Origin of the sequence: uncultured Massilia sp. (assembly GCF_913773735.1) — a bacterium.
Classification (GTDB): domain Bacteria; phylum Pseudomonadota; class Gammaproteobacteria; order Burkholderiales; family Burkholderiaceae_D; genus Telluria.
This window is the reverse complement of sequence record NZ_CAJYEB010000040.1, coordinates 52,674-76,286: the sequence shown is the minus strand read 5'-3', so window position 1 is coordinate 76,286 and position 23,613 is coordinate 52,674. Positions and strand designations below refer to the sequence as shown.

Genomic DNA, 23,613 nt, shown 5'->3' with positions numbered 1-23,613 from the left:
AAACAGTTTCCCTGGCGCTTAGTCACCATGCAGAGCCAGGGACCATCCAAAGGAGTTTCAAAAATGGCATCAGTCAACAAGGTCATCATCGTCGGCAACCTCGGCCGCGATCCGGAAATCCGCTACATGCCGAGCGGCGACGCCATCGCCAACATCGCCGTGGCCACGTCCTACCGTTCGAAGGACCGCAACACCGGCGAGCAGAAAGAGCTGACCGAGTGGCACCGCATTTCCTTCTTCGGCCGCCTGGCCGAGATCGTCGGCCAGTACCTCAAGAAGGGTTCGTCGGTCTACGTCGAAGGCCGCCTGCAGACCCGCAAGTACACCGACAAGGACGGCATCGAGCGCTACGCGACCGACATCATCGCGGAAAACATGCAGATGCTGGGTGGCCGCCAGGGCATGGGCGGCGGCAACGACATGGGCATGGACATGGACGGCGGCTATGAAGCCCCGCGCCAGCAGGCCCCGCGCCAGGCGCCGCCGGCACCGGCCGCCCGTCCGCAGCCGAAACCGGCGCCGAACTTCTCGGACATGGACGACGATATTCCGTTCTAAAACACAACAGAACGGCCACAAGCAACGCCCCGCCAGCCCTGCTGCGGGGCGTTTTTCTTTCCGGCACCGTGCGTATCGAATCGCCATGATTTTGTAGACAATCCTATAATTGTAGACTCAAGGAAAGCCCGCACTACCGGGACCGAACGCTCGCACGAGTAGTACCTGCCGAAAGGAACTTGGATGGACCTCAGTGTCGTCATATGCACGAGAAACCGCGCCGCGCGCCTCCCCGAGACGCTGGCGAAGTTGCGCGACCTGCAACCGCCCGATGTCAGCTGGGAACTGGTCTTCGTGGACAACAACTCGAGCGACAATACCCTCGACATCCTCAAGGAGTTTTCCCTGCACGCCTCGATCCCGATCCAGGTGGTGCGCGAGAAAAAGGCCGGGCTGTCGAATGCGCGCAATGCCGGGTGGCGCGCCGCGCGCGGGGCGATCGTCGCCTTCACCGACGACGACTGCTATCCGCAGGAAGACTGGCTGGTGGCGGTGGTGCGCGCCTTCCGCGAGCCGGACCTCGGCTACGTCGGCGGGCGCGTCCTGCTGTTCGACCCGGACGACGCGCCCATCACGATCCAGACGTCGACGCAGCCGGTCTTCTATCCCGCGCACAGCCACATCGAGTCCGGCCAGATCATCGGCGCCAATTTCTCGTGCACGCGCAGACTGCTGGAAGCCGTCGATGGCTTCGATCCGCACCTCGGCGCCGGAACGACGTTCGATTCGGGCGAGGACACCGATGTGCTGATCCGGGCATCGCTGCTGGGATTCACCGGCCGCTACGATCCCGCCGTCGTGGTCTTCCACCACCATCGCCGCAGGCTCGAAAACGACGTGAAAAAACTGTATTGCGGCTACGCGTTCGGCCGCGGCGCGCTGTCGATGAAGACCATCCTGGAATCGCGTGCCAGGAAGCTCTACCTCAAGAACTGGTACTGGCGCCTGCGCTCGCTGCTGCGGCAGGGGCACCGCGACTACTGCCTGCACGAACTCGCCGGCGCGACGCGCTTCGTGCGCAGCCGCCTGTCCGGCGCGCGCCGGAGCAGCGACAGGGCCGCTCCCGAGATCTGGCATTTCGAGGGCGACGTGCACGGCGCCGCGCGCCTGAAACAGGCCGGCACGGATGCCGTCGGCAATCTGCAAGGATAGGAAACAAACATGGCGCTGAATCTCAATGCAAGGACGATCGACGTCGACCAGGTCGGCAAGACAACGGGGCGGTTCATCCTGTTCATCCGCTGCGGGCAGAAATACCCGCTGTGCCTGAAGGATTACGCGGACCACGAGGACGTCATCGTCGTGCTGTCGCAATATCAACCGATCGATTTCCCGATCGACAAGAACTGCTGGCTCATCCGGGGCGGCATGTCGAAGTTCGACGCCGCGCGGCTGTTCTTCGCCGATCATCCGGACATGCTCGACTTCGAATCCTTCGCCTTCTTCGATCCCGACGTCGGCATCGCCTTCCCCGACCTGGTCCGCTTCCTGCGCGACGGCGCCGCCAGCGGCAAGACGCTGTACCAGGCTGCCGTCGCGCGCGATTCGAGCACCTACTGGGACTTCCTGAAAGCCAGGAACGGCGGCGGCTGGCGCGAAGTCAGCTTCGTCGAAGTCATGGCCCCCATCTTTTCGAAGGAAGGCCTGATGGCGGTCATCGGCGGGTTCTCGGACTCGATCTCGACGTGGGGCCTCGAATATCACTGGTATGCGAAGCTGAAGCACCTGAGCATGGCGGTCAACGACCGCTTCGTGATGCGCCACGACTCGCCCGTCGACCTGGCCGACGGGCCGTTCTACCGCTACCTGGCGTCGCTGGGCGTCGACCCCTTCGTCGAACTGAAGACCTTGCGCACGGCCAGCGTCGGCAAGCGCTTCATCGAGTGCGAAATTCCCCGCGCCATTCCGCCGGCCTGGAAAAAATACTATGTGCCGGTGCTCGCCGAATGCGCATCCCAGTCGGAAAAGCTGAAATATTATTCTTCCCGGATCCGCAGCCGCCTGACCGGCCGCGAGGGCTGACGGGAGCGTCGCCGTCACGCGCCGGGATGGATGCCCAGCGGCGCCTGGTTCAGCCGCACGTAGGCATCCAGCACGTCGGTCTTGTGCACCGCGCCCAGCAGTTCCGGATCTGCGTCGCTGGCCACGGCCGGCAGGCGTTCGCCGAAGTGGCGCATGAACTGGCGCAAGGCATCGTCCAGCCCCATCCCGGCGGTGACCAGCGGCAGGCCGTCGGTACGCGCGATCGCGGCGCAGGCGCCGCCGCCGGCCGCCTCGCCGCACTCCTGGTACAGCGCGGCCACGTCCTGCAGCGCCACCGCGCCCCGGTAGCGGCCGCGCGCGTCGACCAGGTACAGGTATCGCACCGCATGCTGGCGGAACATCGCCGCCGCGTCCGCGATGGCCGCCTGTTCCGGCAGGACGGTCTCGGCCGGGCGGACCAGTTCGCGCATGCGCACCGCGTGCAGGCGTTCGCGCTCGGTCTCGTCGGCGGCGCGGCGGGCAGTGATCTCGTACATCGACGGGCCGCCGACGGCGCGCGCGACGGCGTGGGCGGCCACGCAGGCCAGCATCAGCGGCAGCATCAGCGAGTAGCTGAGCGTCATCTCGAAGATCATCAGGATCGCCATCAGCGGCGCGCTGGTGGCGGCGGCCAGCGTCGCGCCCATGCCGACCGCGACGTAGGCGGCCGGCGTCGATGCGGTGGCCGGCGACAGGGCCTGCGGCAGCAGCGCGAACAGGTGGCCGACGGCGGCGCCGACGAACAGCGTGGGCGTGAAAATGCCGCCGATGGCGCCGGAACCGCTGGTCAGGAGGGTGGCGACGATCTTGCAGGCCAGGACCAGCAGCACCGCCTGCCATAGCCACGACTGGTGCAACAGCCCGTTCACCACGCTGTAGCCGTTGCCCCACACCTGCGGCACCCAGACGGAGATCGCGCCGACGCCCAGCCCGCCCAGCGCGAGGCGCAGCGGCAGCGGCAGCGCGCCGGCGGCGAACAGGCGCCGCGCCTGCTGCAGCGCGTACAGGAAGGCCGGCGCCGCCAGGCCCGCCAGGACGCCCAATGCCACGAACCAGGCGACCTCCAGGTTGGCGACGGGCGCGAACGCCGGCATCTCGTAGGTCGGATGGTAGCCGGGCAGGCGGCGCATGGTGATGTTGGCCACGACCGACGCCACCATGATCGGGCCCAGGCTGCCCATGGTGATCGCGCCGAGGATGATCTCGGTGACGAAGAAGGCGCTGGCGATCGGCGCATTGTAGGCCGCGGCGATGCCAGCCGCCGCGCCGCAGGCCACCAGCAGGCGCAGGCGCGTGGTCGCGAAGCCGGCCAGGCGGCCGGTCACGGAGGCGCTCATCGCCGCCAGCTGGATCATCGATCCTTCGCGTCCGATCGAGCCGCCGGAGGCGATCGACAGCAGCGACGACGCGCTGTTGAGCAGGGTGAGCCCCACCGGCACCCGGCCGTCGCCGACGGCCACCGCTTCCATGTAGTCGGCGCGTGCGCCGGCGCCGACGCGGCGCGCCGGCACCAGCAGGCATCCGGCCAGCAGGCCGCCGGCGCAGGGCACCAGCAGGCGCGCCTGCCAGGGCAGGGCGGTCGCGATCTCGACGAAGGAGCCGGCATGGCCGAACAGCAGCGACTGCAGGAAGGCCAGGCCGTCGCGGAAGGCGACGGTCGCCAGCGCGCCGATGACGCCCACCAGCGCGCCCCACAGCAGGAACGCATTGGCGTGCAGCAGGCCGCGCAGGCGCGCGACGAGGCGCCCGAGCCTGCCGGCGGCAAGGAGGAATCGGGCGTGGCGAACGGTCGGGGGCATCGGCGGCATCGGGGACGGGACAGGCGCCATTATAGGAAGAATGGCGACCGCTTCGCACGAACGAGGCGGGCGGGGCCCTGCCGATGCGCGGCCGCCGTCCCGGCGAATTTGTAAATTGCGCAATTCGCCGGCGCACCTGGCTTAAAATATGGTGGCGATCATCATCAATTTCCTTGAATCCTGTCTCCATGTCCCCTGCCAGCCCCCTTTCCGCCGCAACCGACGACCTGAGCTGGCTTGCCGGCGGCGGCGAGATGGGCGCCCTGATCCGCACCATGGACTGGTCGAAGACGCCGCTGGGGCCGCCCGCGACGTGGCCGCAGAGCCTGCGCACGTCGGTCAGCCTGTGCCTGTCCTCGACCTTTCCGATCCTGATCGCCTGGGGACCGGACGACATCCAGATCTACAACGACGCCTACCGCCCCATCTGCGGCGACCTGCATCCGCAATCGATGGGCGGCGCCTTCAAGGAAGTCTGGGCCAGCGCCCTGCCCGTGGTGGGCGACAAGTTCGACCGTGCCCACAAGGGCGAGGGCACGTACATCCGCGACCAGCGCATGTTCCTCGACCGCTACGGCTACCTCGAGGAAGCGTTCATGACCTTCTCGTTCTCGCCGATCCGGGACGAGTCGGGCGAGGTGGGCGGGATCTTCCACCCGATCTCGGAGGCGACGGCATCGGTGCTCAGCGCGCGCCGCACCCAGTGCCTGCGCGACCTGAGCGCGGCCATCGCCGACGCGCGCGCGGTGCAGGACATCGGGCGCGACCTCGAGGCGCAATACCCGAACCTGGCGCTCGACCTGCCGTTCGTGCTGCTGTACCAGATCGACCATGACAGCGGCAGGCTGGTGCTGCGCAGCAGCGCCGGCCTCGATGCGGCTACCGGCCTGGCGCCGGCCGAGCTGCCCCTGGACGATACCCTGTGGCCGTTCGCGCGCACCGCGCAGGCGCGCGCGGCGCAGCGCATCGACGGCCTGGCGCCGCGCTTCGCGGGCGTCAAGTGCGGTCCCTACGACGCGCCGCCGGACGTGGCGATGGTGCTGCCGGTGACGGTGCCGGGCCAGCAGGAACTGTTCGGCTTCGTCGTCGCCGGCGTCAGCGCGGCGCGCGCGCTGGACGCCGACTACCTGCACTTCTACGAATTGCTGGGCGCCGCCGTGAACACCGCGGTGGGCAACGTGGTGGCCTACGAGAAGGAGCAGCGCCGCGCCGAGGAACTGGCCCAGATCGACCGCGCCAAGACCGCGTTCTTTTCCAACGTCTCGCACGAGTTCCGCACGCCGCTGACGCTGATCCTGGGGCCGCTCGACGATGCCCTGGCCAACCGCGACGAGCCGCTCGGCCCCGCCCAGCGGCGCCGCATCGACGTCACCCACCGCAACGCGCTACGCCTGCTCAAGCTGGTCAACTCCCTGCTCGACTTCTCGCGCATCGAGGCGGGCCGGGTGCAGGCGCACTACGAGCCGCTCGACCTGGCGCGCCTGACGGCCGACCTGGCCAGCGTGTTCGAGTCGGCGATGGAAAAGGGCGGCCTGGCCTACCGCGTCGTGCTGGAAGACCTGGGCGAACCCGTCTACGTCGACCGCGACATGTGGGAAAAGGTCGTCTTCAACCTGCTGTCGAACGCCTTCAAGTTCACGCTGCGCGGCGGCGTCACCGTCACGCTGGCGCGCCGCGACGGCATGGCGCGGCTGTCGGTGCAGGACACCGGCAGCGGCATCCCCGACGCCGAGCTGCCGCGCGTGTTCGAGCGCTTCCACCGCATCGAGGGCACGCCGGGCCGCACCTTCGAGGGCACCGGCATCGGCCTGGCGCTGATCCAGGAACTGGTGCGCCTGCACGGCGGCGCCATCGCCGTGCGCAGCACGCTGGGCGAGGGCACCCGCTTCGACGTCGACATCCCGTTCGGCCATGCGCACCTGCCCGAGGACCGCGTGCTGCAGCCGTCCGCCGGGGACGCGGCGCCGGACGAGCAGCCGGGCGGCACCGGCGGCACCGGCGGCACCGGCGGGCGCATGGGCGCCGCCTTCGTCGAGGAGGCGCTGCGCTGGCTGCCGGACGAGCCGTCGGCCGCGCCATCGTCCCCGGCCGGCGCCGGGCCGGCCATGGCGGGCATCCTGGCGCCGCAGGCCGCGCGCCCGCGCATCCTGATCGCCGACGACAACAACGACATGCTCGCCTACCTGAAGTCGCTGCTCGATCCGCATGCCGACGTCGGCGTGTGCGCCGACGGCGAGGCCGCCTACGCGGCGCTGCTGCGCGATCCGCCCGACCTGCTGCTGAGCGACGTGATGATGCCCAGGCTGGACGGCTTCGGCCTGATCGCGCGCATCCGCGCCAGCGACGCGCTGCGCCACCTGCCGGTCATGCTGCTGTCGGCGCGCGCCGGCGAGGAAGCCAAGGTCGAGGGCCTGCAGGCCGGCGCCGACGACTACCTGGTGAAACCCTTCGCCGCCAGCGAGCTGCTGGCGCGCGTGCAGCGCCAGCTCGACCTGGCGCGCGAGCGCCGGCTGCAGCGCCAGGCGCTGGAAATGCGCGAGACCTACTTCCGTTCGCTCATCGACGTCGCCCCCATCATGTTGTGGACGACCGGGCCGGACGGCCAGTGCACCTACCTGAGCAAGCGCTGGTACGACTACACCGGCCGCACGCCCGAGCAGGACCTGGGCCTGGGCTGGCTCGACAACGTCCACCCCGACGACCTGGCGCGCGCGCGCGATGCCTTCCTCGAGGCGAACGCGCGCCAGGCGCCGTTTTCGTTCGACTACCGCCTGCGCCGCCACGACGGCACCTATCGCTGGTTCGTCGATTCCGGCGCGCCGCGCACGCGCGAGGACGGCCAGCCGGGCGGCTACGTCGGCACCGTGGTCGACGTGCACGTGCGCACGATGCTGCAGGCGCGCCTGGAGGAAGTGGCGCGCGCCGGCGACATCGGCGTCTGGTACGCCGACGCCCCGTTCGAGCGCTTCCAGCTGAACGACCAGATGGCGGCCCACCTGGGACTGGGCGAGCGGCGCGACGTGCCGGCCGGCGCGCTGCCGGCCGCCGTGGATGAGCAGGACCGCGAACGCCTGCACGCCGGGATCGCGCACGCGCTGGAGCACGGCGCGCCGCTCGACCTGGAGCTCCGCAGCGGCGGCCGCTGGCTGCGCGCGATCGGCTGGTGCGACCTGGACGACAAGGGCCGGCCGGGGCGCTTCGACGGCGTCACCTTCGACATCAGCACGCACAAGCACGCCGAGCAGGAGCTGCAGCGCCTGGCGGCGGAACTGATCGAGAAGAACCGCATGCAGAGCGAGTTCCTGTTCACGCTGGCGCACGAGCTGCGCAATCCGCTGGCGCCGATCCGCACCGGACTGGAACTGATGCGCATCCGCTCGGGCGGCGCGCCGGGCGTGGCCGACGTGCAGGCGATGATGCGGCGCCAGGTCGACCACATGGTGCACCTGGTCGACGACCTGCTCGACATGGCGCGCCTGTCGGAAGGGAAGGTCGAGCTGCGCCGCGCGCCGGTGCTGCTGCAGCAGGTCGTGGGCGATGCCGTCGAGATCAGCATGCCGCTGGTCGACGCCGGCCGCCACCGCCTGGACGTGCGCCTGCCGGAGGAGCCGGTGACGCTGCACGTCGACCGCCACCGCATCGCCCAGGTGCTCAGCAACCTGGTCAACAACGCCGCCAAGTACACGCCCAAGGACGGCCGCATCGAGGTCGAGGCCTGGGTCGCCGTGGACGAGATCGCGGTCTCGGTGATCGACAACGGCATCGGCATCGGCGCCGACATGCTGCCGCACGTGTTCGACATGTACGCGCAGGCGCAGAACATCCACAACATGGCGCAGGGCGGCCTGGGCGTCGGCCTGAACCTGGTCAAGCGCCTGGTCGAGCTGCACGGCGGCCGCGTGACGGCGGAAAGCGGTGGTGTCGGCCTGGGCAGCCGCTTCACCGTGATCCTGCCGCTGGGCGCGGCGGCGGCGGGGACGCAGGCCGCGGCGCAGCCGGGCGGCGGCGCCGCGCCCCCGGCCCCGGCCGAGGGCGCGTTGCGCGTGCTGGTGGTGGACGACAACGTCGACGCCGCCTCCACGCTGGGATCGCTGCTCGAGATGCGCGGCCATGCGGTGCGCGTGGTGCACGACGGCGCCACCGCGCTGGCGATGGCGGCCGGCTTCCGCCCGCATGCGGTGTTCCTCGACATCGGCCTGCCCGACCGCAGCGGCTTCGAGGTCGCGCCGGACCTGCGCGCGCTCGAGGGCATGGGCCAGGCGACGCTGGTGGCGCTGACCGGCTGGGGCGCCGAGCAGGACCGCCTGCGCTCGCGCGCGGCCGGTTTCGACGCCCATTTCACCAAGCCGGCCGATTTCGGCAGCGTGGAAGCGCTGCTGCGCGACGTGGGGGCGCGCGCCAGGGGGTGATCCTGGCGGCAATCGTGCGAAGCGCCCGGCGGGGTCGGCTTACACTGTCCGGCTCCAGCCAACCGCACGAAAGGAGCGCCATGCCGACCATCCAGACTTCCGGCCCGAACCCCACCGAACTGTATTACTACGAGCAGGGCCAGGGCCAGCCCGTGGTGCTGATCCACGGCTGGCCGCTGAGCCACCGCATGTGGGAGTCGCAGATCACCGCGCTGTCCGAGGCCGGCTACCGCGTGATCGCCTACGACCGCCGCGGCTTCGGCCAGTCGGGCCGGCCGACCGCGGGCTACGACTACGACACCTTCGCGGCCGACCTGCACGACCTGATGACCCAGCTCGACCTGCGCGACGCCGTGCTGGCCGGCTTCTCGATGGGCGGCGGCGAAGTCGCGCGCTACATCGGCCGCCACGGCACGGAACGGGTGGCGAAGGCCATGCTGCTGGGCGCCGTGCCGCCCTACCTGCTCAAGACGGACGACAATCCGGAAGGCGTGGACAAGTCGGTGTTCGACGGCATGTACGACAGCGTCAAGCAGGACCGCCTGGCCTTCCTGGGCGACTTCTTCCACGACTTCTACAACCTGCACGAGGCCGGCGACGATGGCGAGGAATTGCTGGCCTTTAGCAAGTGGCTGGCGTGGGCGGCCTCGCCGCTGGCGACGATGCAGTGCATCGTGGCGTTCGGCACCACCGACTTCCGCGCCGACCTGGCGAAGTTCGACGTGCCGACGCTGGTGGCGCACGGCGACGCCGACCGCATCGTGCCGATCGAGGTCTCGGGCCAGCGTACGCACGCGCTGGTGAAGGGCAGCCGCCTCGAAGTGCTGCAGGGCGCGCCGCACGGCTTCGCGGCGACGCATGCGCAGCAACTGAATGCCTTGATGCTGGAGTTCCTGAAGTCTTGATCTTCAGCCACTAGCCATGAAACCGTCGCCCCGGCGCAGGCCGGGGCCTAATTGGCACGCATCACGGCAGCGCGCGAAACTTGGACCCCGGCCTGCGCCGGGGCGACATGCGGATGCAGCGTGGCCCGTCAAACGCTAGCGTCCCGTTACTTGTCCCTTCCCCGTCGCCGCCCACCAGATCCCGCCCATCAGGTGGGCCAGGTATTGCGGATCGCGGTACATCTCGACGTAGTGCCCCAGCGTGGTGACGAACACGCGGCCCTTTTCGTAATGGTGGTACCACGCCACCGCGTGTTCCTTGCCCATGCCCTTCGACACCTGCCCCGGCCAGATCTTTTCCGGATCGTAGGTGCGCTCGTCGACGTTGAGCACCGGGTTGATGCGCACGTCGTACGGATTGGTGGTCACGTACCACTCGTCGCTCCACATCCAGCGCTGCGGGATGCCGTAGGCGGCCGGAAAACCCTTGTCGACCACGTCGACGGCGGCGGTCTGCAGCATCGGGTGGTTGGTGAACGAGCGCCCCACCAGTTTCTCGTACCAGACCCAGTTGTTCGGTGGCGTGATCGCCGCGCGGTGCACGACGACGGCATTGCCGCCTTCGCGCATGTACTGCTCGAACTTCGCGCGCTGCGCTGGATTCAGCTCTTCGCCAGGGGTATTCAGGAACACCACCGCCGCGTACTGCTTCAGGTCGCCCTCGAACATCTCGGGCTTGTTGGTGTAGGTGAGCTGGAACGCGTGCAGCTTGGCCAGGTGTTCCAGGCTGTCGCGCGCCACCGGGATGTATTCGTAGTGGTATTTGTTCGGAATGGCCAGCACCAGCACCTTGTACTGGATGTCGGTCCCGGCGCCCGGCGCCAGCGTGAGCGTCGCGGCCGGCACGGTGGCTGGCGCCAGCACCAGAATAGTCGCCAGCGCGGCGGCCGGCATCAAGACAGATTTCATTCGTTTTCCTCGAGCAGTGCGTTCATGGCGCCGGCACGCTGGCGCCGCCCGGCACCAGCCAGCCGCCGTCGGCCAGCCAGTCGGCCAGCCGGTCCGGCCAGTGCTGCAGCGAGACGCGCTCGCCGCGCTGCCCCATGTTGAAGGCGTGGTCGGTGTCGGCGTACAGGTGCAGCTCGGCCGACACGCCCGATGCGACCAGTTGCTGGTACAGCCCGAGCGCGGGCGGCATGCAGCACGTGTCCTTCGAGCCGGCCACGATGAAGGCCGGCGGCGCGCCCTTCGCCGCCTTCGCCGGCGACCCCAGCGGTCCCGGATACACCAGCACCTGGAAGTCGGGGCGGCTGCTCACCGCATCGAGCGCGTCGCGCTTGCCGGGGGCCGCCGGTTCCGGATTGTCCGCCACCAGCGCCACCAGCTCGCCGCCGGCCGAGAAGCCCATCGTGCCGATGCGCTTCGGATCGATGCCGTACTCGGCCGCGTGCGCGCGCACCCAGCGCACGGCGCGGCGCAGGTCGGCGGCGGCGTCGCGCTCGATGTCGTAGGTCGAACCCTGGTCGCGCGCCAGCCGGTACTTCAGCACGAAGGCGGACACGCCGATGCGGTTCAGCGTCTTCGCCGCCACCATGCCCTCGTTCTGGAACACCAGCATGCGGTGGCCGCCGCCCGGCACGATGACGACGGCGGCGCCGTTCGCATGGCGCGGGTCGGCGCGCGATACCGTCAGCGAGGGGTCGTGGATATTGCTGAAGTAGACGCCGTCGGCGACCTTTTCCGCTTCGGCGCGGCGCTGACCGGAACCGGGCGCGCCGTCCGGCCACAGCTTGACCACGGGCGCGGCGGCCGGTTGCTGGGCAAGGGCGGCGGCGCAGGAAAGCGACAGCAGCAGGGGGGCGAGGAATCGTTTCATGGCCGGTTCAGATCCTGGTGGAATACAGGCTGTGGTGGGTCAGGATGAACAGCGTGCGCTTGTCCGGTCCGCCGAAGATCAGTTGCAGCGGCCGTTCCGGCACGTCGATGCGGCCCACCGGCTCCATGGCATCCTGGCCGTAGACGAACACCTGGCCGTTGGCCACGTAGACCTTGCCGTCCGGGCCCACCGCCGCGCTCTCGCCGCCGCGGTTGGCCACCATCTTGAGGTCGGTGATGCCGCCGCCGGCGTTCAGCAGGCCGCTGAAGGTGCGGTTTTCCGAGCCGTTGGTGAACACCACGCGCTCGCCCACGCGGCCGTAGGTGAAGCCGTGCGTGTCGAGCGTGTCCGACCAGCGGTAGCCCAGGTGGTCCGGCGGTCCCTGGCGCAGCACGCGGTAGGCCGGCAGCACCAGGCTGCCGTCCGGCGACACGTATTCGCGCGCCTTGGGCAGGGCCACGTCGCGCGCGAACATCTCGGCCAGCGTGGTGAACTCGTAGGTCTTCGGATCGATCTGGTCCTGGAATTCGCCGTTCTGCCAGAAGTTGACGGGGATCGCCACCCGGGCGCCGGCGCGCTGCGCCACCGGCGTCGGGAGGATCATCGCGATGTCGGTGCCGGGCGTGCCCGGCTTGAAGGCGTACACGCTGGCCTCCTTGCCGTGCGAGGACAGCACCATCACGTTGCCGCCGCGGTCGACGGCCAGGTTGACCGGGTCCAGCGGCGCGTCGCGCACCACGACCAGGCCTTCGTCCTTCGTCCAGCTGTAGATGCGCTTGAAGTGGCGGTCGACGAAGTACAGTTTGCCCTGCGCGTCGACGGCGGCGCCGGCGATCGAATAAAAATCGCCTTCCAGCTTGTCGACTTTTCCTTGCACGGCGGGCCCGGCGGCCTGCTTGCCGCCGTAGTCGAACACGGCGAACTCGCGCTCGCGCACTTCCAGCTTCGTCTTCGTGTCGACGATGGCGTTCTCGTACGGGTACTTGGAGGCGCGCAGGTAGGTGGCGCAGCCGTTCTCGTCGCAGGTGGCGAAGCCGCTTTCGCCGTTCACGTGCACGTTGCGGAAACGGATGTCGCTGGAATTCGTGATGCGCACGGCGGCCGGCATCGGCTTGATCGAGCGGGTCACGCGGTAGCCGTGGTAGTTGGCGAACAGCAGGTTCTTCGAGTTGCGGATCTCCAGCGAGACCGAGTCCATGCCGTCGCGCACCTCTTCCTCGGTCTGCGGCGCCAGGAAGGTCCAGTTCTCCACGCCGTCCAGCACGATCTCGGCGCGGATGTGGTGCTCGGCCGAGAGTTCGAGCACGCGTCCCGGCGTCTTCGTGTTGGTCACGTAGAAGCCGGCCTGCGCATAGCCGCTCGGCGACCAGATGCCGCTGAAGGTGCCGCCGCCGCCGTCCGTCACCCAGACGCTCGGGTACTGGCGGTCCCAGTAGGCGGTGGTGTCGAACTTGGCATCCTTCTTGTACGGGTCGGCGCGGCTGCCGTCGTACAGGCGGGTGCCGTGGCCGCCCTGGATGCGCACGTCGTCCACCAGCGAGCGTTCGCCGGCGCGCCACAGCAGGGCCACGGCGCGCTGGTTGACTTCGCCCGTGGCCAGGCCGATGCCGGACACGATGGCGTCGCCGCCGCGCGCGCTCTCGAGCAGCGCCCTGGGCCCGTCGACACCCTGGAATTTCGGCGAGCCGTTCGGCAGCAGCAGCTGGGTCAGGCCCGGATGCAGGCCGACGATCACGGTGTCCGGCTTCATGCGGATGGTGTCGTTGACGACGTAGAAGCCGAGCGGCAGGTACACGGTGCGCTTGCTGTCGATGGCCTTCTGGATGGCGGCCGTGTCGTCGGTCGTGCCGTCGCCCTTGGCGCCGAAGCTGCGCACGTTGGCCCAGTCCTTCATCGGCGGCAGGGCGCGCAGCACCGGCGCGGCCGCGGCCCGGGCGGGGAGCGCGGCCGTCTTGTAGTTGGTCGCGAACTTGCCCGGTTCGCCCATGCCGGACAGCGTCAAGCCGTAGTTGAATTCGCTGACCTGGTAGTCGCGGCCCGTGCCGGCGAGTTTCCTGCCGCTGTCGCGGAACTGGACGAAGGTCGGCACGTTGCGCGCCAGCGCGCGCTCGAAGCCCACCTGCGTGTAGACGTTGTCCTCGTTGCTGACGACGAGCGCCGCCTTCGACACGTTCTCGAAGCGCACGTCCGAGCCCCACAGCCAGTCGCCGTAGCCGCGGTCGATCTCGACGCCGACCGGGGTGTTGCGAATCTCGACGTTGGCCATGGTCAGGCCGGCCTCGTGCTCGCGGATGGCGGCGTCGCGCTGGCCGTCGAAGGTCGAATCCACCAGCGTGAACTGCCAGGCCGGCGAGGTCTTCTCGGCCAGGATGCCGTAGCGGCCGCCGTGGAACTTCAGGTCGTAGCCGACGTTGCCGACGTGGTAGACGCCGGCCAGGCCCGAGCCGATGTGGAAATCGATGTGGCTCAGGTTGGAGTGCTGGGCGGTGTGCATGCGTACCGCGGCGGCGGCCGGGTTGCCGTCGCCGATCTCGAAGTCGACGTTCGACAGCACCGAATAGAAGGTCGAGGAATTGGCGTCGCGCACGGGGTTGTTCACCGGATCGAACGGGACGGCGCCGGGCACCGGCATCGGCACCTTGCCGACCGTGTACTGGTCGCCGCCGGCGAAGATCACCATGTTCGCCACGCCCTGCTGGTAGCCGGGCGTGTTCGGCGCGAGCACGAACACCGGGCGGGTCGGTCCGACGCCGTAGACGCGCACGGCCAGCGGGATCACCAGGCTGCGCGTGAGGCGGTAGCGGCCCGAGGGCAGGAACACGATGCCGCCCTGGCCCTTGTTGGCGGCGGCGTCGAGCGCCTGCTGGATGGCGGCGCTGTCGTCGGCCTTGCCGTCGCCCCTGGCGCGCACGACGACGGCGTGCGGGTCGTCGGGCATGGCCTGGTAGCTGGAAGTGGAAGCGTATGCCGTGGCGGCATGCGCCGCGGCCAGCAGCACCAGGGCGCTGCCCGCGCGGCGGGCGGAAAGTGGATACCTCATTTTGTCCCCTATGTTTTTATCGAGTGACGAACAATGACAGCAGCAGCACGAACAGCAGGCCGAACACGCCGACCAGGGTTTCCATCAGCGACCAGGAGCGGAAGGTGTCCTTCAGCGACAGGCCGAAATACTCCTTGAACATCCAGAAGCCGGAATCGTTGACGTGGCTGCACATCAGGCTGCCGGCGCCGACCGCCAGCACCATCAGGTTCGGGTCGCAGCCGGAGCTCTGCACCAGCGGCCCGACCACGCCGGCGGCCGTCACGCCGGCCACGGTGGCCGAGCCAAGGCAGATGCGGATCAGGGTGGCCACGGACCAGCCGAGCAGCAGCGGCGGCACCGGCAGGCTGGCCAGCTGCGCGCCCAGTTGGGCGCTGACGCCGGAATCGACCAGCACCTGCTTGAGGGCGCCGGCGCCGGCGATGATCAGGAGGATCGGCGCGATCTCGCGCAGCGCTTCCTGGGCGCCCTGCATCACGCTGGCCAGCGTGCGTCCGCGTCCCAGGCCCAGCGTCCAGACCGCGACGCCATAGGACACCAGCATCACGACCAGCGGGTTGGACCAGAAGGCCAGCGGCTGCGCCAGCGCCGGGCGCAGGAAGGTCAGCAGCGTCAGTCCCGCCAGCAGCACCACCGGCAGCAGCGCGGTGGCGAAGCTGTTGAAGGCGCCGGGCAGCGGCGTGTCGGGCAGTTCCTCGGTGCGGAACATGGCGGCCGGTTCGCCGCGGATGTGGCGCAGGCTCATGGCGAACACGGGGCCGGCGATGACGAGCGTCGGGATCGCCACGAGCAGGCCGTACAGCAGCGTGGTGCCCATGTCGGCGTGCACGGCCGCCACCAGCGCGGTGGCGGACGGGTGCGGCGGCAGGAAGCCGTGCGCGATCGACAGCCCGGCCAGCAGCGGAATGCCGAGCGCCACCGCCGGCCGCCCGGATTGCCGGACCAGGGAAAAGATCAGCGGCACCATCAGCACGAAGCCGACGTTGTAGTACAGCGGCAGGCCGACCACGAAGCCGGTGACGGTCATCGCCACCGGGATGCGCGCCGGCCCGGTGCGGCCGATCAGGCTGGCGGCGATGCGGCGCGCCGCGCCGCTGTCGGCGATCAGCTTGCCGAACACGGCGCCCAGGCAGATGATCACGACCAGGGAGCCGAGCAGGTCGCCGATCCCCTTTTCGATCGCGCCGGGGATCTTCTCCGGCGGGACCCCCAGCAGCAGGGCCGCCGCCAGCGCCGCCAGCACGAAGGCCAGCAGCGGCTGCACCTTGCCCCAGGCGATGAGCAGCGTCAGCAGGCCCACCGCCAGCAGCACGGACACCATGTTCCACATGGCCGCGTCCGGTCAGTAGTTGTAGCGCAGGCCGGCGCGGTAGGTGCGGCCGACCACGTCGTACAGGGCCGGGTTGACCGCGAAGCTCGGGTTGGCCTGCGGCGCCGGTTCCGGATCGCGGTCGGTCAGGTTGTCGACCTTGAAGTAGAACATCAGCTGCTTCGAGATGTTCCAGCTGCCGCCGAAGTCGAGGTAGGTCGCGCCCTTCATCTTGTTGTTGTAGATGGTCGGGTGGATCAGCGTCGACACCGGGCAGTTGGTCTGGCACTCGATGTACTCGTTGCTGTACTTGCCGTCGCTGAACCAGCGTTCGGTCAGGGTCAGGCTCAGCTTGTCGTTCATCAGGCCGTCCCAGGTCTGCGAGGCCAGCAGCTTCCACTTCGGCGTATTGCCCAGGTTGACGCCCGCGCCCTCGCTCGGGATCGTGCCGACCACGCCCGAATCGGTGATGAAGTGCAGGTTGCGGGTGGCCAGCGCGCGGAACGTGAAGCGGCCCGGCAGGCCCACGGCGTCGAGGTTCTTGCGGTAGGCCGTCTCGACGTCGAAGCCCTTCGCATGCAGCGAAGCCAGGTTGAAGTTCTGCACCGTGACATAGTTGTTGCCCGGGCTGTTGAGCACCATCGCCGAGCAGATTTCCTGGTTGCCGGCCACGCACAGGTCGACTTCCTGCTGGATCGACAGGGTCGAGATCACGTCGTCGACCTTGATGTCGAAGTAGTCGAGCGAGACCGAGAAGCCCGGCGCCCAGCTCGGCTGGCTCAGCACGATGCCGAAGGAGTTGTTGCGCGCGGTTTCCGGACGCAGGTTGGTGTTGCCCACCGTGCGCTGCTGGACGCTGACGGTGTTGCCCTGGTACTGGACCTGGTTGTTGACGACCACCGGCGCGGCGTACAGTTCCGAGAGGTTCGGGGCGCGCACGTCCTTCGAGGTGACGGCGCGCAGGCGCAGGCCGTCGATCGGGGTCTTCCAGGTCGCGCCCAGCTTCCAGGTGCCGTTGCTGCCGGCCGTGCTGTACTTGGTCTGGCGGTCGGCGATGTTCACGTTGGCCTCGCCCCAGGTGGCGGACTTCAGGACCGGCACGTTGAACTCGACGTAGGCCTCGCGCACGTTGTACGCGCCGGTGCCGTTATGGTAGTTGCCCGCGTACCAGTTGTTGCCCACCGGGGCGTTCAGCGTGGGGTCGAGCGGATAGCCGGGGCCGGACAGCGATTCCGGCGCGACGCCGGCGCCGTAGGGGTCGCCCTGCACCGTGTACTTCTCGCGGCGGTATTCGGCGCCGGTCGCCATCGAGATCGGACCGGCCCAGCCGTCGAGCAGCTCGCCGTTGAAGTTGATGCTGGCCACGTCCTGGCTCTGCGTGGTGCGCTGGATCGGGCCGGCGGCCGGCGCCACGTAGCCCCAGGCGGCGGCGCTGATCGGATTGTTGCCGATGATGTTCAGCGGCACGCAGCCGTTGGCGCGCGCGACCGCGTTGCGGCAGACGATGCTGCCGTCGGCCAGGCGCACGGCATCGATCGCATTGTTGTAGCGGGTGTTGAGCGTGATGTCGTGGACGTTGATGTTCGTGGTGTTCTCGCCATGCGTCGCATAGGCGTCGTACGACCAGTCGCGGCCGAACAGCGCGAACTTGCCGTCGGCGCCGACCACGAAGCGGCGCTGCGTGCGCGTCGGGTGCACGTTGATGTTGGCCGGGAAGTTGCCGTTGGCCGTGCCGTACTGGAAGCTGGTGATGTTGTTGGTGGCGCAGGCGGCGGCGATCGAGGGCGGCAGGAAGGCGTTGTCGCACTGGATCGTCAGGTTGGCCTGCTTGGCCGCGCCCGGGTTGGGCGAGAAGTGCGAGGCCACCTGCGCCCAGTTGGCGGTGAAGTAGACCTCGTTGTCCGCGTCCAGGTCCCAGGACATGCGGGTGTACGCCACCTGCCGCTTGAAGTTCATCGCCAGGTTGGTGCCGGCGCCCACGCTGCCCGACAGGTCGCCGCCGACGCAGAACGGGTTGACGCAGTTGGTCACCTGGCCGGTGCGGGTCGGCACGCCGTTCGAGCCGTACTGGAACTGGTACGGCACGCCGCCGGCGCCGAAGGCGGTGCCCTGCAGCGGGCCGCTGGTGATCAGGCCGTACTTCGCGTACTGGTATTGCTGGGCGTGGTCGATCACGCGGTATTCGGGCCGGCCGTCGGTGGTCTGCGACAGCGGACGGCGTTCGAACACGGTGTTGCGGTACCAGTCGCGCCCGCCCGCGCCGACTTCGCCGAAGCCCGGCGAGTCGATGCCGTTTTCCTTGCTGAATTCGCCGCTGACCGTCACGTGCAGGCGGTCGTTCAGGAAGCCGCGGCCCCAGGCCGCCTGCAGCGTGCCGCTCTTGTCGTCGTCGTACTTGGTCTGGCCGCCTTCGATATTGGCCTTGAAGCCGGTGAATTTCTTGTCCGTGATGAAGTTGACGACACCGCCCACCGCATCCGAACCGTAGGAGGCGGACGCGCCGCCGGTGACCACGTCCACGCGCTTGACCAGCAGTTGCGGGAACTGGCTGACGTCGGTGACGCCGGTGACGTTGGCGCCGACCACGCGCTGGCCGTCCAGCAGCGTCAGCGTGCGGATCGGGCCGAGGCCGCGCAGTGACAGCGAGGACAGGCCCTGGATGCCGCTGCTGGTGCTGTTGGTGCTGGTGGTGCGGCCCGTGCTGCCCTGCAGGGCCGGCAGTTCGGCCAGCGTGTTGAACAGGTTCGGCTTGGCCGATTTCTCGAGGTCCGCGCTGGTCAGGCTGGTGGTCGGGGTCGGCTGCGAGAAGCCGCGCGCGGCGATGCGCGAGCCGGAGATGCGCACCACGTTGGTGGCGCCCTCCGTGGCCGGCGCCACGGTGGCGCTGGTCGTGTCCACGGGCGCGGCCGGCTGCTGCGCCGGCTGCTGCGCATCGGCGCTGGCCGCCGTGCTGTCCGCGGGCGGCGGGGCCGCGTCGGCCTGTTGCTGGGCATGGGCCGAACCCAGCATGCCGCAGGCGCTGGCGACGGCGAGGTTGATGAGAGTCCTTGGTAATGTTGTACGCATGATTGTCTCCGTTTCCGTTTTTTATAGTGTGGTCGGCGTGCCCCCGCGGACGGTGGGAGGCGGCGCCCGGGATGCGACGCGATCTGGCTGATCTTGCTGCTGCTTTACTCCGTCCGGTGTTCGTGTTCCCGGATGCTGGCGACCAGCTCGTCCGGGGGCTGCAGGATGTCGAGGGTCAGCCCGGCTTCGTCGTCCTGCAGGGGTTCGAGGTCGCGCAGCTGGCTGTCCAGCAGCGAAGCCGGCATGTAGTGGCCGGCGCGGCTGCGCATGCGTTGTTCGATGAGTTCGCGCGGTCCGCTCAGGTGGGCGAAGCGCAGGCCGGGATCGGCTTCGCGCAGCAGGTCGCGGTAGCGGCGCTTGAGCGCCGAGCACGACACCACGATGCCGGTGCCGCCGTCGTGCGCCGCGCGGATCCGGGCGGCCAGCGCCTGGAGCCAGCCGGCGCGGTCGGCGTCGTCGAGGGGGATGCCGGCCGACATCTTGGCGACGTTGTCGTCGGGGTGGAATTCGTCGCCCTCGATGAAGGGAACGCCCGTGGCATGGGCGAGGGCGGCACCGATCGTGCTCTTCCCGCACCCGCTGACGCCCATGACGACCCATCGGCCGTCATAGGCGGATTGCATAGGTAAATCGCTTGCTGGTGGCATGTATGTCTCCGAAGTAGGCACCGTTAGCGCTATCATTTTTTTTGATAAGTTGGACTCGGCGAGAATTTTTGTAAAGCACAATTCATGCTGCGGTGCAGTATGTAAAGACAGAAATTTATTCGCTTTGCATGACGCCGGAGGGCGCCATAGAGGGAAAATGATGCGCTGCGATGATAGCGCTATCATGTGTGCACAGCAGAATCGATTGCCGCGACTGTTGCGTGTTGAACACGGTTGCAAGGGGAGAAACGGCAACGGTCCCGCCTGTGGCGGGACCGTCGGTGGCACGATGGCGCAACGTGGCGGCCGGTCGTCAGGCGAACAGCTTGCGCCGCGGCGCGGCCTCGGCCGCCTGGGCCGCGTCCGGCGCGGGCCGGGGCTTCAGGCGCGCCACGCCGACCATGACGAGGGCCAGGCCGCCGGCCTGGAACAGCGACATCGGCTCGTCCAGCACCAGCCACGACGCCAGCATCGTCAGCACCGGGCCCAGGCTGCCGATGGCCGCCGCCTGGGCCGCGCCCATGCGCTGGATCGCCAGCGCCATCCAGTACACCGGCAGCACCGTCGACAGCACGGCCATCAGGCCGGCGTTCCACCAGACGCTGGCCGGCAGCGTCCACAGGAGCGCCGGCGTGCCCGCCACCACGAAGTGCGCGAGCACCAGCAGCGCGGAGGCGCCGCCGGCCAGGCCCGCCAGGCGCATCGAGCCCAGCCGCTTGATCATGGCGCCCGTGCCGAGGTAGTACAGCGCATAGGTGACGGCGCTGGCGAACACCCAGGCGGCGCCGACCCAGATGGCGCGGCCATGGCCGGCCTGGGCCAGGTCGTGCACGAAGCCGATGCCCAGGCCGGCGTAGCAGATCGCCATCGCCTGCACGGTGCGCGCGGCCGGCAGGCGGCGCGTCCAGAGCACCTGGAACACCAGCACCAGCGTGGGATAGAGGTAGAGGATCAGGCGCTCGAGGCCGGAGCTGATGGTTTGCAGGCCGTAGAAGTCGAACAGGCTCGACAGGTAGTAGCCCACCGTGCCCAGCAGCAGGATGCGCAGCGCATCCTTCCCGTCCAGCCGCGCCGTCGCTGCCGTGGCCGCGCCACGCGCCATCCACACCAGCCAGCCGAACAGCGGCAGCGCGATGCCCATGCGCAGCGCCAGCAGGGTCAGCGCATCCACCGGCGCGGCGCCATAGGCGAGCTTGACGAAGATGGCCTTGAGGCTGAAGCCGGCGGCGGACAGGATGGCGTACAGGCGGCCGTCGCGCGCCCACTGGCGCAGGGAGAAGGCGGGAAAGGTCATGGCAGGGGTCCGGAACGAGATACCTTATTCTGGCGCGAAAGCAATCGGGCTAGAATGCGTCATTCGTGGACTCAGCCTTCTGTTTTCGATAAGGCTTCAACCGATGCACTTCGATCTCGTCGACTTGCGGCTGATCGTGGCGATCGCCGATACCGGCAGCCTGAGCAAGGCCGCCGCCGCTTTTCCGGTCGCCCTGTCGGCCGCCAGCAACCGCCTGCGCCGTTTCGAGGACCAGTGCGGCTTCGCCGTGTTCGCGCGCCACGCCGACGGCATGACGCCGACGCCGTCCGGACGCCTGCTGCTCGACCGCGCGCGCGGCGTGCTGCTGGAAGCGGGCCGCTTCGCCGACACCATGCGCGACCTGGGCGGGCGCCGCCGCACCACGCTGCGCCTGGCCGGCACGACGGTGGCCAACAGTACCTTCCTGCCGGCGGCGCTCGGTCCCTTCCTGGCCGACTATCCGGACGTCGACCTGCAGATTATCGAGCGCAACAGCGCGGGCGTGCTGCAGGCGGTGCAGGGCGGGGACGCCGAGATCGGCGTGCTGGACGGGAACATGGCGACCAGCGCCGTGCTGACGCTGCCGTTTCGCCACGACCGCCTGGTGCTGGCGGTGCCGGACGGCCATCCGCTGGCGCAGGCGGGGCAAGCGCGCTTCCGGGATGCGCTCGACTACCCGTTCGTCTGCCTGCCGTCCGAGCGCGCGATGCAGCGCTTCATCGAGGACATGGCGGCGCGCAATGGACGGCCCTTGCAGATCCGCGTGCGCGCGCCGGCCTTCGACGCCATCGTGCAACTGGTGGCGCAGGATGCCGGCATCGCGATGCTGCCCGAGGCCGCCGCCGGCCGCTACCAGGCCGAGCTGCCGGTGCGCCAGGTGCTGCTGCTGGACCCCTGGGCCACGCGCGAGCTGCGCATCTGCATCCGCGGCTGGGACGCCCTGTCGCTGCACGGGCGCCAGTTGCTCGGCTACCTGACGCCGGAGTCGCCGGGCTGACGGCGCGTCAGGCGGCGCGCGAGGAGGACGGCAGGCGCGCGGCGCCGATCCAGGTGAGACGGTGCCACAGCGCTTCCAGCGGACCCTGGCGGTGGCGCCGCAGCCACCAGGCGCTGAACAGGCCCTGCAGCAGCGCCAGCGCGATGCCGATCAGGAGGGCGTGCGTGGTGCCGGTGACGCGGTACAGGCCGAGTCCGAAGCCGTGGTAGAGGAAGGTGCCGACCAGCGACTGCATCATGTAGCTGGTCAGGCTCATGCGGCCCAGCGGCCGGAATACGCCGAGCACGCGCGCGCCCCCCCGGCGGGCGTATAGCCCCGCGAAGCCGGTCACCAGCAGCAGCATGGCGGCGAGGTTCGCCAGCGGCCCGGTGACGGCCGCCAGCGGGCGGCGCACGGCCTCGACGGCGATCCACTGGTCCAAGTGGGCGTGGACGAACCACAGCGGGGCCAGCGCCAGCAGGGCGCCCAGGAAGATGCGGCGCCAGCGCCGGCGGTTGGCGTCGGAGCGCGCGAACAGGCCGGCGCGCGCGGCCAGCATGCCGAACATGAACAGCGCCGGGATCTGCAGGATGCGCCCCATCTCCCAGCTCCACAGCAGCACGCCCTGCTTGCCGTTGGTGAGGTTGCCGATCCAGACGTCGAGCACCGAGCCATGCATCATGTATTCGGTGGCGCGGCCGAAATAGGCCCAGGATGCCGGGTCGGGCAGCTTCGCCGGCGCCTGGCCAAGCGCGCCCAGCGCCTCGATCCAGGCGACCGGCTGTAGCGTGAGCAGGCAGGCGATGCCGAATACGATCCGGTCGGGCAGGCGCGCCACCGGGATCAGGGCCAGGCCCAGCACCGCGTACAGCGACAGGATGTCGCCCTGGTAGAACGCCGTGTTCACCAGGCCGAACCCCAGCAGCAGCAGCATGCGCCAGGCGAAGCGCGCGCGGAAATCCTCGCCGCGCGCGGCGCGGCCGTCGTGCTGGAGCTGGAAGGTGACGCCGAACAGCAGGGCGAAGATGGCGTAGGACTTGCCGCCGAACACGGCGAACATCGCGGTCCAGATGCCCTGGTCCAGCGTCTTCATCCAGGGCGCCAGGCCCTCCGGCGCGAAGTACAGGTCGAAGTGCTCGATGTTATGCAACAGCATGATCGAGACGATGGCGAAGCCGCGCAGGGCGTCGACCAGGTCGAGGCGGGAAGAAGAGGTCATCGTTGTCCAATCCGTGCGGGCACTGCCGGCCATTCTGGAATGGTAACGATTCCACGGTCAACCTTTTTCTTGTGCGCATGGCCGGCCGGCAGGACGGGCCAGGACGCCCTGGATTGCCACGGCTGGCGCGCAGCGCCGGGTCGTGCACCTTGTCATCCTGTCGATAAAGTTTCTTCTATATATCGGTAATTGTTGAAACGTATATTCTTTCGAGATTGTGTCGTGGATGGCTCATGCGCCAGGCCTTGGGCGATATATTCACGGCGGGAATGGTTCCAGATACGTGTTTTCACGAACCTTCATCGGTTCGGTGAATGCCGGATATCACGCGTCTTTTTTGCCAAAAAATGCGCCAAAAAGGTGCTTAATGACGCGAAATCGCTAAATGCTCAGTCGATCTTGAAAACGTTGTCGGCAATCTGCAACGCTTCGCTGCAAGGTTACAAACGGTAGGAATTTTTTTCCGCGTGGAAAACCAAAAAATTCTCCAGATGCGTAGAATTGCCTCCCATCA

15 protein-coding genes are annotated in these 23,613 nt (G+C 68.8%); 6 read left to right on the top strand and 9 right to left on the bottom strand.

The window, feature by feature from the left end:
* Positions 1-63: 63 nt before the first annotated feature.
* The 3 genes from ssb (at position 64) to QZ749_RS20760 (ending at position 2,580) form a co-directional block, all read left to right on the top strand.
* On the top strand, positions 64-558 hold the full coding sequence (gene ssb / locus QZ749_RS20770) for a single-stranded DNA-binding protein (RefSeq protein ID WP_296950765.1): 495 nt from the start codon (positions 64-66) through the stop codon (positions 556-558).
* A 183-nt stretch (positions 559-741) separates the two neighbouring features.
* Positions 742-1,710 carry a glycosyltransferase family 2 protein gene (locus tag QZ749_RS20765; RefSeq protein WP_296950761.1) on the top strand — a complete coding sequence of 323 codons (969 nt, stop codon included), beginning with the start codon at positions 742-744 and terminating at the stop codon, positions 1,708-1,710.
* A 9-nt stretch (positions 1,711-1,719) separates the two neighbouring features.
* Positions 1,720-2,580, top strand: a complete 861-nt coding sequence (locus tag QZ749_RS20760) for a hypothetical protein (RefSeq protein WP_296950758.1) — start codon at positions 1,720-1,722, stop codon at positions 2,578-2,580.
* Positions 2,581-2,594: 14 nt separating this feature from the next.
* Here the strand turns inward: QZ749_RS20760 and QZ749_RS20755 are convergent, their stop codons facing one another.
* Positions 2,595-4,379 (bottom strand): ClcB-like voltage-gated chloride channel protein, encoded by a 1,785-nt coding sequence (locus QZ749_RS20755; RefSeq protein ID WP_296950754.1) that lies wholly within the window; start codon positions 4,377-4,379, stop codon positions 2,595-2,597.
* Between the two features lie 188 nt (positions 4,380-4,567).
* Between QZ749_RS20755 and QZ749_RS20750 the strand changes: the two genes are divergently transcribed.
* Positions 4,568-8,788 (top strand): ATP-binding protein, encoded by a 4,221-nt coding sequence (locus tag QZ749_RS20750; RefSeq protein WP_296950751.1) that lies wholly within the window; start codon positions 4,568-4,570, stop codon positions 8,786-8,788.
* An 80-nt stretch (positions 8,789-8,868) separates the two neighbouring features.
* On the top strand, positions 8,869-9,693 hold the full coding sequence (locus QZ749_RS20745; protein WP_296950747.1) for an alpha/beta fold hydrolase: 825 nt from the start codon (positions 8,869-8,871) through the stop codon (positions 9,691-9,693).
* Between the two features lie 135 nt (positions 9,694-9,828).
* Here the strand turns inward: QZ749_RS20745 and QZ749_RS20740 are convergent, their stop codons facing one another.
* The 7 genes from QZ749_RS20740 to QZ749_RS20710 form a co-directional block, all read right to left on the bottom strand.
* Positions 9,829-10,641 carry a ThuA domain-containing protein gene (locus QZ749_RS20740; protein WP_296950744.1) on the bottom strand — a complete coding sequence of 271 codons (813 nt, stop codon included), beginning with the start codon at positions 10,639-10,641 and terminating at the stop codon, positions 9,829-9,831.
* Positions 10,642-10,663: 22 nt separating this feature from the next.
* Positions 10,664-11,548, bottom strand: a complete 885-nt coding sequence (locus tag QZ749_RS20735) for an alpha/beta hydrolase (protein ID WP_296950741.1) — start codon at positions 11,546-11,548, stop codon at positions 10,664-10,666.
* A 7-nt stretch (positions 11,549-11,555) separates the two neighbouring features.
* Positions 11,556-14,588: a glycosyl hydrolase family 28-related protein gene (locus tag QZ749_RS20730; protein ID WP_296950738.1), complete on the bottom strand. Its 3,033-nt coding sequence runs from the start codon at positions 14,586-14,588 to the stop codon at positions 11,556-11,558.
* 16 nt (positions 14,589-14,604) lie between these two features.
* Positions 14,605-15,918 (bottom strand): gluconate:H+ symporter, encoded by a 1,314-nt coding sequence (locus QZ749_RS20725; RefSeq protein ID WP_296950735.1) that lies wholly within the window; start codon positions 15,916-15,918, stop codon positions 14,605-14,607.
* A 12-nt stretch (positions 15,919-15,930) separates the two neighbouring features.
* Positions 15,931-18,963, bottom strand: coding sequence for a TonB-dependent receptor domain-containing protein (locus QZ749_RS20720; RefSeq protein WP_296950731.1), 3,033 nt, complete (start codon positions 18,961-18,963; stop codon positions 15,931-15,933).
* A gap of 104 nt (positions 18,964-19,067) precedes the next feature.
* Positions 19,068-19,586, bottom strand: a complete 519-nt coding sequence (locus QZ749_RS20715) for a gluconokinase (protein WP_296950729.1) — start codon at positions 19,584-19,586, stop codon at positions 19,068-19,070.
* Positions 19,587-19,923: 337 nt separating this feature from the next.
* Positions 19,924-20,904: a DMT family transporter gene (locus QZ749_RS20710; protein WP_296950727.1), complete on the bottom strand. Its 981-nt coding sequence runs from the start codon at positions 20,902-20,904 to the stop codon at positions 19,924-19,926.
* A gap of 103 nt (positions 20,905-21,007) precedes the next feature.
* Between QZ749_RS20710 and QZ749_RS20705 the strand changes: the two genes are divergently transcribed.
* A complete protein-coding gene (locus QZ749_RS20705; protein ID WP_296950725.1) occupies positions 21,008-21,901 on the top strand; it encodes a LysR substrate-binding domain-containing protein in 894 nt (297 codons plus the stop codon).
* Positions 21,902-21,908: 7 nt separating this feature from the next.
* Here QZ749_RS20705 and QZ749_RS20700 read toward each other — a convergent pair whose 3' ends face one another.
* Positions 21,909-23,099, bottom strand: a complete 1,191-nt coding sequence (locus QZ749_RS20700) for a DUF418 domain-containing protein (protein WP_296950723.1) — start codon at positions 23,097-23,099, stop codon at positions 21,909-21,911.
* Positions 23,100-23,613: the final 514 nt, after the last annotated feature.